Origin of the sequence: Luteibacter sp. W1I16 (assembly GCF_050434905.1) — a bacterium.
Lineage (GTDB): Bacteria > Pseudomonadota > Gammaproteobacteria > Xanthomonadales > Rhodanobacteraceae > Luteibacter.
Genome location: NZ_JBNDJJ010000001.1, coordinates 1,127,146 through 1,140,379, shown reverse-complemented (window position 1 = coordinate 1,140,379; position 13,234 = coordinate 1,127,146). Strand labels below are relative to the sequence as shown.

At 66.6% G+C, this 13,234-nt stretch carries 10 protein-coding genes; 7 read left to right on the top strand and 3 right to left on the bottom strand.

Going from position 1 to position 13,234, the window contains the following annotated elements; genetic code table 11:
* Positions 1–341 precede the first annotated feature (341 nt).
* From map to QFZ41_RS05095, 4 genes are all read left to right on the top strand, one after another.
* Entirely contained in the window at positions 342–1,109 is a 768-nt protein-coding gene (gene map / locus QFZ41_RS05110) for a type I methionyl aminopeptidase (RefSeq protein ID WP_429197752.1), read from the top strand.
* A 66-nt stretch (positions 1,110–1,175) separates the two neighbouring features.
* The gene (glnD, locus tag QFZ41_RS05105; protein WP_429197751.1) at positions 1,176–3,833 is read left to right on the top strand and encodes a [protein-PII] uridylyltransferase; all 2,658 of its coding nucleotides are present in this window, start codon (positions 1,176–1,178) and stop codon (positions 3,831–3,833) included.
* Entirely contained in the window at positions 3,820–4,647 is an 828-nt protein-coding gene (gene dapD, locus QFZ41_RS05100; RefSeq protein WP_429200185.1) for a 2,3,4,5-tetrahydropyridine-2,6-dicarboxylate N-succinyltransferase, read from the top strand. The genes glnD and dapD overlap by 14 nt, the downstream gene beginning before the upstream one ends.
* A gap of 3 nt (positions 4,648–4,650) precedes the next feature.
* Positions 4,651–5,004 (top strand): Spx/MgsR family RNA polymerase-binding regulatory protein, encoded by a 354-nt coding sequence (locus QFZ41_RS05095; protein ID WP_429197750.1) that lies wholly within the window; start codon positions 4,651–4,653, stop codon positions 5,002–5,004.
* A 21-nt stretch (positions 5,005–5,025) separates the two neighbouring features.
* Here the strand turns inward: QFZ41_RS05095 and QFZ41_RS05090 are convergent, their stop codons facing one another.
* Complete coding sequence (locus tag QFZ41_RS05090; RefSeq protein ID WP_429197749.1) at positions 5,026–6,333, bottom strand: hypothetical protein; 1,308 nt, start codon at positions 6,331–6,333, stop codon at positions 5,026–5,028.
* Positions 6,330–8,717 carry a hypothetical protein gene (locus QFZ41_RS05085; protein ID WP_429197748.1) on the bottom strand — a complete coding sequence of 796 codons (2,388 nt, stop codon included), beginning with the start codon at positions 8,715–8,717 and terminating at the stop codon, positions 6,330–6,332. Before QFZ41_RS05085 ends, QFZ41_RS05090 begins: the two co-directional genes overlap by 4 nt.
* A gap of 233 nt (positions 8,718–8,950) precedes the next feature.
* On the opposite strand from QFZ41_RS05085, the gene dapE reads away from it, so the two are divergent.
* Complete coding sequence (dapE, locus tag QFZ41_RS05080) at positions 8,951–10,081, top strand: succinyl-diaminopimelate desuccinylase (protein ID WP_429197747.1); 1,131 nt, start codon at positions 8,951–8,953, stop codon at positions 10,079–10,081.
* A 122-nt stretch (positions 10,082–10,203) separates the two neighbouring features.
* Positions 10,204–11,730, top strand: a complete 1,527-nt coding sequence (locus QFZ41_RS05075; protein WP_429197746.1) for a hypothetical protein — start codon at positions 10,204–10,206, stop codon at positions 11,728–11,730.
* A 6-nt stretch (positions 11,731–11,736) separates the two neighbouring features.
* Here the strand turns inward: QFZ41_RS05075 and QFZ41_RS05070 are convergent, their stop codons facing one another.
* The gene (locus QFZ41_RS05070; protein WP_429197745.1) at positions 11,737–12,549 is read right to left on the bottom strand and encodes a phosphodiester glycosidase family protein; all 813 of its coding nucleotides are present in this window, start codon (positions 12,547–12,549) and stop codon (positions 11,737–11,739) included.
* A 103-nt stretch (positions 12,550–12,652) separates the two neighbouring features.
* On the opposite strand from QFZ41_RS05070, the gene QFZ41_RS05065 reads away from it, so the two are divergent.
* Positions 12,653–13,141, top strand: a complete 489-nt coding sequence (locus QFZ41_RS05065) for an NUDIX hydrolase (RefSeq protein ID WP_429197744.1) — start codon at positions 12,653–12,655, stop codon at positions 13,139–13,141.
* Positions 13,142–13,234: the final 93 nt, after the last annotated feature.

Sequence of the window (13,234 nt, the reverse complement as noted above, 5' to 3'; positions counted from 1 at the left end):
ATGGGGGTTGGGACCTCCACGCATCCCCGGCTTCGACCCGGCCTACCCGCGGCGCCTTTCGCGACGACGGGAGGACGGGCACCCCGAAGGCGGTGCCGATGCGTGTGTGGCGTTAAAAGCGAATGCCTTGCGCCGGGCCAAGGGTGGCTTCGTGCGGTTACAATCGCGCTTCGATTCGCCGCCGCGGTCATCTGAGAATGACTTCGCCGGACAGCAAAACTCGCTAATTGTAGCCCCTGGACCCGCCCGGCCGCAAGCCAAGGGTGGATTTCCAGCGGGGTCGCCGCCACCTCGGGTGGCAGGCCCAATACCCTGAGGGCAAAGGAAAAAGAGAACCCATCATGGCAGTCGTACCGAAGACCCCCGAAGAAATCCAGGCCATGCGCGAGGCCGGCCGCCTGGCCGCCGAGGTGCTGGCCATGCTCGTGCCGCACGTGAAGCCGGGCGTCACCACGGAATACCTCGACCAGCTTGCCCACGATCACATCGTGAACGTACAGAAGGCGATTCCCGCCAACGTCGGCTACCGGGGCTACCCGAAAACCACCTGCACGTCGGTCAACCACGTGATCTGCCACGGCATTCCCAGTCCGAGCAAGGTCCTGAAGGACGGGGACATCGTCAATATCGACGTCACCGTGATCAAGGACGGCTGGCACGGCGACACCAGCCGCATGTACTTCGTGGGCACGCCCAGTGTCCTGGCGAAGCGTCTGGTGGACACCACGTTCGAGGCGATGATGAAGGGTATCGAGGCGGTCAAGCCGGGCGCGACGCTGGGCGACGTGGGCGCCGCGATCCAGAAGCATGCCGAGTCGGCGGGTTTCTCGGTGGTACGCGAGTACTGCGGCCACGGCATCGGCAAGGTTTACCACGACGAGCCCCAGGTGCTGCATTACGGGCGTCCGGGCACGGGTCTGGAATTGAAGCCGGGCATGACCTTCACCATCGAGCCGATGGTCAACGCGGGCAAGCCACAGACCAAGTCCTTGCCTGACGGCTGGACGGTGGTCACCAAGGATCATTCGCTGTCGGCGCAGTGGGAGCACACGATCGCGGTGACCGAGGACGGCTTCGAGATCCTCACGCCTTGGCCGGACGCCGCCTGACGCGCCACCGGCGGAGGCCTGCCTGGCCTTCGTCCGTTCCACCCATCCACCACAGAGGGCCCCGACGTGACGCTGCCATCGCTTCCGCGCCTGCCCGCCGTGGTACCCCGCTCGGGTGTGTCGTCCGAAGCGCGGCGTTCGCTCCGGCAACTGCTCGGCGACGTCGACCGTGCGCTCACCGTCGCCTTCCACGACGGTGAGGATGCGTCCGCGCTGGCCCGCCGCCGGGCCGAGATCGTCGAACGCATCGTCGTCCACACCTGGGGCGCCTGCCTGGGCGACATGGCCGCCGCGGCGCTGTTCGCCGTGGGCGGCTTCGGCCGCGGCATGCTGTTTCCCCGATCGGACGTGGACTTGCTCGCGCTGGTCGGCGAAAGCTCCCCCGCGCTTTACCGCGCCCTGGAAAATTTCTTCGCCTGTCTGTGGGATATCGGCCTGAAGCCAGGGCACGCCGTGCGCACGACGGAACAGTGCCGTGAGCTGGCGGCGCGCGACCTCAGCGTCTTCACCAGTCTCCTGGATGCGCGGCGGCTGGCGGGCTGGCCCATCCTCGGCAACGAACTCCGCGGCATCCTCGACGACCCCGCGGTCTGGCCGCCCCGTCCCTACCTGGCCGCGCGCCTCGCAGAGCGCGATGCGCGGCACGCGCGCTACGACGACACGGCGCAGAACCTCGAGCCCAACCTGAAAGACGGTCCGGGCGGATTACGCACGCTCGACGCCATCCGCTGGCTCGGACGACGATTGGCCGATGCGCCGGATTTCGACGCGATGGTGGCCGAAGGCCTGCTGGAACCGGTGGAGGCGGCCCGGCTGACCCGCGCCGAAGAGACCCTGCGCCGCTATCGCTATGCTCTGCACCTGGAGGCGGGGCGTGCGGAGGAGCGCCTGTTGTTCGATTACCAGCGCGCGCTGGCCGCGCGGCTCGGCTTCGAGGACGAGCATGCGAAGAACCTGGGCGTCGAGCAGTTCATGCAGGGCTACTACCGCGCCGCCACGCAGATCGAGCGCTCCGGGACGCAACTGGTGGAGCGCTTCGAGGAGATGCTCGACCCGGTGATGGAACCCCTGCCGGTCGGCAGTGATTACGTACGCTATGGCGCGCGCATCGCACTGCGCAATCCGCACCTGTTCATACGCCGGCCTTCGGCGCTGGTGGAAATCTTCATCGCGCGCCTCGACGAACCAGGCATCGCCGGGTTCACCGCGGAAACCATGCGGCGCATCCAGCACGCGGTGTCGGCGCATGGTGAATCGTTGGCGGACGATCCGCAGGTGCTCAGCGCCTTCCTCTCGCTGCTCCGCCGCGGCGCGCCCGCCGTGGAAGCATTGTGGCGGATGAACCGTCATGGCCTGCTGGCAGCGGTGCTACCAGCCTTTGGCAAGGTCGTGGGGCGCATGCAGTACGACCTGTTCCATGTCTACACCGTCGACGAACACACGCTGCGCGTGTTGCGTAACGTCGCGCGCTTCGCCGACCCCGGCGCGCGGCGCGAGTTTCCCATCGCGTGCGAAATCTGGCCGCATGTGGAGAAACCGGAACTGTTGCTGTTGGCCGCGCTGTTCCACGACATCGCCAAGGGACGCGGCGGCGATCACTCCGTTCTGGGCGAGGAAGACGCGCGAGCCTTCTGCGCACGGCTAGGGCTTCCCGGGGAACAAGTGGAGCTGGTCGCCTGGCTGGTCCGCCACCATCTGCTGATGAGCACGACGGCGCAGCGCCAGGACATCACCGATCCGGACGTGGTGCACCGCTTCGGTGCCGTGGTGGAAGACTGGGAACACCTCGACCACCTCTACCTGCTGACGATCGCCGACATCATCGGCACCAGTCCCAAGCTGTGGAACGCATGGAAGGACCGCCTGCTCGCGGACCTCTACACGGCCACGCGTTTCGCCTTGCGCAGCGACCTCACGCCGCCCGGACACGCCGGCATGCGGGTGCGCGAATGCCGCGACCGCGCCCTGGGCATGCTGGTGGCCGAGCACGTCGCCGCGGACGACATCGCGAAGGTGTGGGCCGAGTTCCCCGACACGAGCTTCCTGCGCCACCGGCCGGAGCAGATCGCCTGGCAAACCGCGGCCATCCTGCGTGCTCACGGCGCCACCCCGCTGGTGGAGGTACACCCGTTCTCGGTGCGCGGCAGTACGGAACTCTTCATCTATACGCCCGATCGCGATGGCTTGTTCGCCACCGTGACGGCGGTGCTCGACCGCCTGCGTTTCTCCGTGGTGGAAGCGCGCGTTCTCGTGTCCAGCACGGGCAAGGCGCTCGACACCTTCCTCTTGCTCGAATCGGACTCGCAGGCGCCCGCGTCGCTGCAACGGTCCGAAGAGCTTCGCGCACGCATGCTGCGCGCGCTCGAACAACCGGCGGGGCAGGGGCCACCGAAGCGCAGCCTGTCGCGTCACTTGCGTCACTTCCAGATGGCGCCGCGCGTCGAGTTCGTCGATGCGGGCGAACGCACGCAGCTCGCACTGGTGTGCACCGACCGCCCCGGCCTGCTCGCCGCGGTGGCACAGGCGCTGGCCGAGGCTGAAGTGCGCGTGCATGATGCGCGCATTGCCACGTTCGGCGAACGCGTCGAAGATTTCTTCCAACTCACCGATCGCAACAATGCGCCGCTGTCGCCCGAACGCCGGGAGATCCTGCGGGCGTGCCTGTTGCGCCACATCGGTTCCGAAAGCCCCAGGACTCCCCACCATGCAGATGCAAACGCTTGAATCCCTGATCGACAGCGCCTTCGAGCGCCGCGCCGACCTGACCCAGAACGAGATCGAAGGTGACCTCCGTGAAGCCGTGGAGCAGGTGCTCAACCTCCTGGAATCCGGCGAGCGCCGTGTGGCCGAACCCGATGGCAACGGCGGGTGGAAGGTCAACCAGTGGTTGAAGAAGGCTGTGTTGCTTTATTTCCGCATGAACGGCAACCAGGTCGTCGACGGTGGCCCTTCGAGCGCATTCGACAAGGTGCCGTTGCGCTTCACCGAAGGCGACGCGACCGAATACGCGGCGCTCGGCGCGCGCGTGGTGCCGGGCGCGTTGGTGCGGCGTGGGGCGCATGTCGCGAAAGACGTGGTGCTGATGCCGAGCTACACCAACATCGGTGCCTATGTCGGTGCGGGCACGATGGTCGATACCTGGGCCACGGTCGGTTCCTGCGCCCAGATCGGCGCGAACGTGCACCTGTCAGGCGGCGTCGGCATCGGCGGCGTGCTCGAGCCGTTGCAGGCCAACCCGACGATCATCGAGGACAACTGCTTCATCGGCGCACGTTCTGAGGTGGTCGAAGGCGTGGTCGTGGAGAAGGGCTCGGTGATCGGCATGGGCGTGTTCCTGGGCCAGTCCACGCGCATCTACAACCGCGCCACGGGAGAGATCAGCTACGGGCGCGTGCCCGCGGGCAGCGTCGTCGTCTCGGGTAGCCTGCCGGCGAAGGACGGCAGCCATAGCCTCTACGCGGCGGTCATCGTGAAGCAGGTGGATGAGAAGACCCGCTCGAAGACCGGCATCAACGAACTCCTGCGCAGCGGCGACTGATCCATGACGATCACGGTATATGGCTTGCCCAGCTGCGACACCTGCAAGAAGGCGCGAAACTGGCTCGCCCGCTTCGACGTGGCGCACGAATTCGTCGACTACCGCGCGAACCCGGTGCCTCCCGCCATGCTCAAGGCGTGGGCGGTGAAGCTCGGCGGTTGGGAGAAATTGGTCAACAAGGCTTCGACGACATGGCGCACGCTCTTGCCGCAGCGCAAGGACCCGCGGTCCGACCCGGAGTGGACACTCTTGCTGAAGGAATATCCGGCCTTGATCAAGCGCCCGGTAGTGGTGGAGGGCGACGAGGTGACGGTCGGCTTCAGTGACAATGCGTTCAAGAAGCGCTTCGGGAAGTAGCTTTCAGCCGCTCTTCCCACCTTACAAGCGCATGACCGGCCCGCTGCGCTGCATGGCCATCTGCTGGGACTGCTGCATCTCCTGCTGTTGTTGCTGGACCTGCATGGCCTGCTGGTCCAGCTGCATGGCCTGGGCGAGGCTCTCCTCCCTGGGCGGCGCGGGCGTGTCCATCGACACGGCGATCGGGCTGCCGCGGCGCGTGCCGTCGAAGACGATGTGGCGCTCCTCGATCTCCACCGCCGGGAGGCGGTCGGGCCGGTGGATGCCCGCGTGGCGGGCGCGCAGGGCGACCTCGGCGGCCTTGTCGTCGGAGACTTCCATCGGCAACTGGTTGCGGATCGCGGCGTAGAGCGGGTCGTCGCCCGGTTTCGGCAAGGTCGAGCGGGGCCTGTGTGCGGCCAGCGGGTGCGGGGACTCGATGTGCCGGCCGGGGTCATCCGGATGCATGGCCTCGCGGGCGGCGGCGCGTTCCTGGCGTAGCCGGTAGGTGTCTTCCAGGCGCTGCCGCACCGCCGGGTCGGTGACGTCGTCCATCTGGTCCAGGCGCACGCCGATCGTCGGCTGCGCATGGTGGATCTCCACCCAGGCGCCCTCGTGGTCGCGGGCGTAGTAGTGGTCGGTGCGGCCGATGAGGTTCGGCGCGGCGTGCGAGCGTTCGTTGAACGCGCCCAGATAGGCGGCGCCCATGTCGCGCGCGTAGGCGGCGCGTTCGGCCACCGGCATGTCCTGCGCGGTGACGAGGTTCAGCAAGGTGTCCTTGCCGCGGTGCAGGCCGAGCGCGTCGTTGTTGAGCAGGCTCGACCAGACTTCTTCGACGTGGGCTTCGCGAAGGGTTTCGGTATCCACGACGTCGCCCGGGGCGGCGAACTGTTGCCGTCGTACGACCTCCACCTCGCCGGCGTGGCGGGCGGCTTCGAGCAGCTTGCGCGGGGTCCAGGCGTCGGCGTCGACCTCGATGAGGTTGAACGATTGCTCGTGGGCATCCTGGATCTCCTTGGCCGGCAGATTCAACGCAAGATGCGTCTGCCCCTTTTTCATCCATTGGGCGCGGTAAGCCAGGTCGTTCTGGATCAGATCGACACCGAAGTCGTCCCACTCCCGCTCGCTGAGCACCTTTCCGTTGTGCTCGCGGGCGTAGTTCTGCGCGTAGAGGTTCGCCGTCGCCCCGGGCATGTTGTCGTGGCGGACCACGCCCAAAGCGAGACGGCCGTAACCGTCGTTGCCCGGCAGTTCGGCCAGGTAGTTCCAGTACAGCTCGCGGTTCCTCTCTCTTGCGTAATGCTTGAGGATGTCCAGGTCTTTCTGACTCAAGCCCGAGGGCGCACTCATCGATCCATCTCCGCCTCATGCAACAAACGGCGGATGCGCGTCTCGATCCGTTGCCAGTCCGGCATCATCAGGCGCTGGTAGTGCAAGTTGACCATGGCCTTGTACTCGGGGATGAAGAACTCATGGCTACATCCAGCGCGCCGGAACACTCCGGGGATCTTGACCAGACGCCCGTTCTGCAGGCGCACCCCATCGGGGATGACTTGCGGCGAACACTTCAGCACCGTGCGCGGGAGGCCGTCCTCGCCCAGGTCGAGGTACCAGTCGTCGTTCATCGAGCTCTCCGGTTCGGCGGCGCGCGTGGCCGGACCGTACACCTCGATGTAGTAACGTCGCAGCTTGTCGAAATCCGTGTAGTACGGTGTCAACCCATGCACGGGTGCGCCCTTGATGCGCAGGTCGAGGTTGTCCGCCGGATCGGCCCGCTGCGCTGGGTCCGACGGATTGAACGGTTCGATGGATCGCCGTGGAAGCACCCGATACTGCTCGTCGCTCAGCCGGTCCAGGTACGACACGTTGATGCGCAGGGATGCAAGGAACCGATTGTTGTCCTTGTACATGTCGAAGCCATACGGCAGCGGCTCCAATGTCGGCCAATCCAGGACGAAGCCGAGTTCGGTGCGGCTCGCACTTGGCTGATGGTGACCGTTGAACAGCTTCGATAGCAGCCGGAACCGGTAGGGCCCGAGGCAGACGATCTTCGACCCTTCCGGATCTCGATCGGGGTTGCCCAAGCCGCAATCGCGGAATGGCGATGGTTCGGCGGCCACCTTCTGCGCCGGTACGGAGCACCCGGCGACCAACGAAGCCAGCAGCACGGCCAGGGGTTTCGGAAACGGCATGGGCTCTCCTTGAGCGGGAACGGGTGGCGCTGGCGCGATGTCGCGGGTCGCCATGACCCGGCAACGCATGGCATGCGACAGGGAGGGGGCGAACACCGCTTGCTCGCCCGCGCGCAGGGCCAGCAAGGCGTTGGCGTCCGCGCGGGGATAGAGCGGCCGGAACGCGCCGCATCGCGAGGCCGCGTGCCGGTCGATGGCGGTGGCCTCACGCACGGCCAGCGCACGATCGCACGGCGCCTGCACGGCGAGCATGCCGAACCGGTGCATCAGCGCCGCCGCGGTGCGTCCATAGGCGTCGTAGAGCGTGGCGAGGCTCCGGACCGAGGCCAGGCAACGGAAGTGGCCGTCGGTCCGTTGCAGGCACGGCAGCGGAGGAAGCAGGTCCAGGCCATGGATGACGATGACCGCGCGCCCGTCGCGCACCCGGTCGAGCCACTGCGTCACGAAGGCCTCGATCCACGGGACGGCGTCCTGTCGCCGGGCGTAGGGCACGTCCAGGTACACGGTGGTGCTTCCCGCCGAGGACAGCGGCCGCCGGGCACCGCGGGTGCCCGCGTCGAGGTCCGCGCCCGCGAAGGGTTCCAGCGGCGCGCGCAGCCGGGTACCGATGCGGCCCAGGGTGTCGCCGTCCAGCGCCGCCGCCTCGCGCAAGGCGTCCTGTGTCGCTGGCGTCAACGCCGGGTGGTGCGCGAGCACGGTGAGCACGCGGGAATCAAGCGACTCCCCGCTGACGGCGAGCAACCGCCACAGGTCGCCCGGCGCCGGTGGCACGGATTCGCCGGCCGCGCGCAGCACCTCGTCGAGGGCGGTCACCAGCGTACGGAACATGCCGCGCACGTGGCTGGCGTGCGCACGGTCGGTGCGATCGCGCTGCGGGTACCAGCACGCCGCCAGTGCATCGAGCGCCGACCGGTCCAGGCCCCAATCGGTCCAGGCGATCGCCAGCGGATTCCACGGGCGGCCGCCGCCGAACGGGGCGAGGCGATGCACGTCACCGAACGCCGCGCGCCAACCGGCCGTGGCGCCGTGCATCGCGCCGTCAAGGTCGATGACCAGCAGCGGCCCGCGGTTATCACGCACGGCACCCTTCAGCACCGCGTGGGTGGCGCCGTAGGCCGGTGCGGCCAGGAGCAGCGATTCGCCCGGGGGCAGGTGATAACGGCGTAGCCGGTGCGTGGTCAGGACCGGTTGTCCCGGTGCGCCCGGACCGCCGTGCGGCCAGTCCGCCGGCCCGAGGAAGGGCGGTCCGTTGGGCCGCGGGTAGCGCATGCGCGCCAGCCGCCAGAGGCGTACGACCCCGTACAACCAGACGGCCGGTGCCAGCGCCAGCCCGACGCCGCCCGCCCAGCGGATGCGCAGCGCGTACGGTGCGAAGGCGGGCAGGTCCAGCGCCTGCCAGTAGGCGCAGGCCAGGCCGAACCGCAGCGTGGTCAGTGGCAGGCCGAGCACCGCGAGGATGCACACGCCGGCCAGGTAAGGAGCGATCATCACCGCGCCCAGGCCTCCCAGGCCCGCTCCAAGGCGCCACACCAAAGGCATCATGCCGTTTCCAACACCGTCCGAAGCGCGGATGCTGCCACGATCGGTGACGAGAGATCAGGGGAGAGTCACGGAATGGCTTAAAACAAGTGGTTTCGACGCCGCCATGGTGTAGGCGCCGTCTTTTATCGGCTCCGGATTTTCGTAAACAGGCGACCGGTCGCAACTGTCGAAAAGGGTACGCCGCCGCGGTCCTCCGGGTAATCTTGACCGCCTGCCTCCGCGGTCACGGAACCATGTCCCCCGTCATTGCTCTCACTTCCGACCTCATACGCCGCCGTTCCGTGACACCCGACGATGCGGGATGCCTGCCGCTGATCGCGGCCCGCCTTGCTCAACGGGGGTTCCGCATCGAGCATCTCCGATTCGCCGACGTCGACAATCTTTGGGCAACCCACGGAAGTGACGGCCCCGTGCTGGCGTTCCTGGGCCACACGGACGTCGTGCCCACAGGCCCTGAGACGACCTGGCGCTCGCCACCGTTCGAACCGACCGAGCGCGACGGCATGCTCTACGGCCGCGGCGCGGCCGACATGAAGGGTTCCGTGGCGGCCATGGTCGTCGCCCTGGAGCGTTTCGTCACGGCACATCCGGATCATCCCGGCACCGTGGGCCTGCTGCTCACCAGCGACGAAGAAGGCGTGGCGCTGCACGGCGTGCGCGAGGTGGTCGATCATTTCGCCAGGACCGGCCAGCGCATCGACGCCTGTGTCGTCGGAGAACCGTCCGCGAAGGCGAAGCTCGGCGATCTCATTCGCGTGGGGCGTCGGGGTTCGCTATCCGGAACGCTGACGGTGCGTGGCGTGCAGGGGCACGTGGCCTACCCCGAGAAGGCGAAGAACCCGATCCATGCCCTTGCACCAGCGCTGTCGGCGCTGGTCGCGGAGTGCTGGGATGAAGGCAATGCCGACTTCCCTCCGACCTCGTTCCAGGTCTCGAACATCAACGCAGGCACGGGCGCGAACAACGTCATTCCCGGCGAACTGGTGGCCCTGATCAACTTCCGCTTTTCCACTGCGAGCACGGCCGAGGCGTTGCGGGAGCGCACCGAAACGATCCTGCGCGCCCATGGGATCGATTTCTCGATCGACTGGCATCTCTCCGGACATCCGTTCCTGGCCACGCCAGGGGGGCGCTTGCGCGAGGTCGTCGCCGGCGTCTGCCGCGACCTGTGTGGAATCGAGCCCGAGCAGAGCACGGGCGGCGGGACCTCGGACGGCCGCTTCATCGCGCCGATGGGCGCCGAGGTGATCGAACTCGGGCCGGTGAACGCGACGATCCACAAGGTGGACGAATGCGTGTCGGTCGCCGATCTCGAGCGCCTGCCGGATCTTTACGAGGCGATCTGCGAACGCATGCTGCGCTGAGAACCACGCCACGCGCATTCACGCCCATGGCCGACATCCCGCGGCCGTGATTGCCGACAGGCCGGCAAAGCGAGAAAGGCGAAGATCCCCCGGCTCGCTACGAGCGGCCCGAGGAACAGGCGATGGAATCATTCGCACGTAACGTCATGGCAACCTTGATCGCCGTCGGCGCGTGCCCGATGGCGTCGGCCATGACCCGGGATCGCACGAGCGTGGACGGCGTTCTGCTGCTCACCCTGGGCGATGAGGAAGACGTCGCCGAGGTTCGGCGGCTTCTCGGGGAATGGCTGGATGACGGGACACGGATCGCCCTGACCGGACCCGCTCCGGTGTTGGAACATGTCAGGCCAGACAGCGTCTATGCCTGGCCGTCGTCGAACACCATCGTGCTCGATCCCGGCGCCGGCCTCGGCATTTTCGGTGTCGACGCCCACGATACCGATCATCGGCTCGCGATCCTGATGAATTGGACATGGGTCGAGGCGGACATCACGGAACCCACGGCGCGCGTGCGCCGCGTCGTCGATAATTCCCTGCGAAAACTCGACGTGGCCTTCGACTTCTCGGCGGCGTCACCGTCTGCGGCATGCCGCACCGTTCGACGGAAGATGGCCTCGGTGCTGTTCGACGGACGCCTTGTCTCACGCGATGAGCAAAGAGCGTTCGCGAGCGAAATGAGGCGCTGGTGCCAGTACGGCGATCTTTCCGTGCATGTCGCGGCGCCACCCCAGTTCACCATTCAGCCTTTTCGTGGCACGGACGAGCCTTTGCTCACCCTCGTGACCGAATGGGCCTTGTTGCGTAATGAGGATCCGGTCCAGCCGGCGACGACGAGCTACCTCTTCTGGGTAAAGACGGTGAGCGAGGGCGGTGGTAGCGGATTCGGGCGTCGCGACGGCACCGAAGCCTATTTCGATGCCAGCGGCGGAGGACTGCACCGCTTGCTCGACGCATCCATTCACAGCGGGTGGGGCCCTGTCGCGCACGACGAATTGCTTACCGCGTGGCCACTCAACTCGACGTTCCCCAGCACCGGCAATACCCACGTCTTCGTCTGCGACGGCCCCGGTGAAGCGGGGTTGCCGAGTTGTCCGCGAAAGTTGCGGTTACGTACGTTGCGTCCCGCCGACTCCACCGATGGCGTGGTGACGGTATCGCTGGCCGAGCGGTTCATTGTCGGGGGCAACGCACAAGCAGGCATATCGGCCGATACGGCGGGGAAAATCACGCCAAGCATCAATTTCAGTCTTAATCTGGTGCGGGAGAGGATGGACGCGGGGCAATCGGAAATGCGTCTCGTGCAGACGAGGAGCAACACCGATACGGTGTTCTATCGAACCACGCGCTGGACGCCCGATGTTCCCGCGATCTACAGCTGGATCAACGCGCGTGCCCACCTAGGCAGCCTTGTCCAGGCCACGCCGCTGGCCTCGACACTGAACCCGCTCTACGAGATTCTCTGGGAGCTGCCGTTGCAAGATAATGCCGGGCGCAAACTTCCCTATCATGTGATTTACGAGGCCGGTTGGAACACCTGCTTCAATGGTCCCAACTGCGCGAATCACCTGCGTCCACCGGACCCTTCCTTGTCGGCGAAAGCCCGGGTCGCGTGGAAGGACCGCCTGGCGCTGATGATTCCCTACGATTGACGCGGGCTAGGGCCGTTTCGGAAACACCGCGATCATGCCCGCGTACGGCTTGGTCATGAACGCTGGCGCGCCGACGTAGCCGTCATCGGGCGTGTATGCCTGCGAAATCGTACCGTCGAGGAAGAGGGCATCGCGGCATCCGATCTCGTCGCGGAACAGGCGGGCGAAGCCGTGGAAGTTCACGGGCGCCCGGCTGACCACGAATACCACCTCGTGGGACGACTTCGCACAGACGCCGCTACGCCATTTCATGCTGTCCGAACCGTTGTCGAACTGCGTGTTGATCTCACCGTCGATCACCAGCATGGGACCGGACTGCGTGGCCCAGCGCGGTTTGCGGCCGGCGGCCCGGAACGCTTCGCTGGTGCGCACCTCGGCACTGCCGTCCTCGTACACGGCGAACACGCCGTTGGGTAGCAGCGAGAAGTTGCCCGATCGCGGGTTGCCATGGACGAGGTTCAGCGGAACGAGGGTCTTGCCATCTTCGACATACAGCCCGAGCGGCTTGAATTCGCGGTCGTAGATGCCGGCGTTGGTGGCGAACGCCAGATGGCGCCCCTTGGCTTCGGTCCACGCCTTCAGCGTTTCGAGGGTGCTGAAAGGTTGACCATTCTCCGGATTGCGCCAGTGAAGCTCGATGTCCTCGTCGCGCGTGTCCACGGTGACCACGAAATAGGACTGGCTGTCGAACACGACATCGCGGCCGTCGACGGCATCGGCCGGGTCCGCGCAACCGATCGCCAGTCCCGCGAGGGCTGCGAGGGCGAGGATGCGAAGGCCGACATGGCTGAACATTCGGGAGAGGAGAGGATGAAGCATCCACCGATGTTCGCCGGGGCGGCGGGGCAGTGCAAGGGCCGGTGACGCCGCTTTCGTGCGGACGGCGTAAACTTCGGCCTTTTACCCCGATCCCGTCACCGCCATGCCTTATACGCCTATCGTTGCCACGCTCGGCTACGTGTTGTCACCGGACGGCAAACGCGTCCTCATGATCCACCGCAACGCCCGCAAGGACGACCACCACCTGGGCAAGTACAACGGTCTTGGCGGGAAGATGGAGCCAGGCGAGGACATCGCCGCCTGCATGCGCCGCGAGATCAGGGAAGAGGCGGGCATCGAGTGCCTGGAAATGCGCCTGCGCGGCACCCTGAACTGGCCCGGGTTCGGCAAGCACGGCGAGGACTGGCTCGGCTTCATCTTCGTCGTGACCCGCTTCGAGGGAGCGCCGGCGGAGTCGAATCATGAAGGCGCGCTGGAGTGGGTGGCGCTGGAGAGTCTGCACGACCTTCCCATGTGGGAAGGCGACCGGCATTTCCTGCCGCTGGTGTTCGATGACGACCCGCGGCCGTTCCATGGGGTGATGCCGTATAAGGACGGCCGGATGGTGTCCTGGGATTTCACCCGGCTGTAGAAGCATCGCCGCTTAAGCGGCTTCCCACCCAGTCGCTGCACACACCGGATCTCAGTACCCCGAGTCGCTGCACACTGATATCAGCACCCTGAG

Excerpts from the sequence above, each read along its gene's own strand:
- dapD (WP_429200185.1), top strand. The coding sequence starts at position 3,820 with ATGCAAACGCTTGAATCCCTGATCGACAGCGCCTTCGAGCGCCGCGCC.
- QFZ41_RS05090 (WP_429197749.1), bottom strand. The coding sequence starts at position 6,333 with ATGAGTGCGCCCTCGGGCTTGAGTCAGAAAGACCTGGACATCCTCAAG.
- QFZ41_RS05075 (WP_429197746.1), top strand. The coding sequence starts at position 10,204 with ATGGAATCATTCGCACGTAACGTCATGGCAACCTTGATCGCCGTCGGC.
- dapE (WP_429197747.1), top strand. The coding sequence starts at position 8,951 with ATGTCCCCCGTCATTGCTCTCACTTCCGACCTCATACGCCGCCGTTCC.
- QFZ41_RS05085 (WP_429197748.1), bottom strand. The coding sequence starts at position 8,717 with ATGATGCCTTTGGTGTGGCGCCTTGGAGCGGGCCTGGGAGGCCTGGGC.
- QFZ41_RS05065 (WP_429197744.1), top strand. The coding sequence starts at position 12,653 with ATGCCTTATACGCCTATCGTTGCCACGCTCGGCTACGTGTTGTCACCG.
- QFZ41_RS05095 (WP_429197750.1), top strand. The coding sequence starts at position 4,651 with ATGACGATCACGGTATATGGCTTGCCCAGCTGCGACACCTGCAAGAAG.
- QFZ41_RS05070 (WP_429197745.1), bottom strand. The coding sequence starts at position 12,549 with ATGCTTCATCCTCTCCTCTCCCGAATGTTCAGCCATGTCGGCCTTCGC.
- map (WP_429197752.1), top strand. The coding sequence starts at position 342 with ATGGCAGTCGTACCGAAGACCCCCGAAGAAATCCAGGCCATGCGCGAG.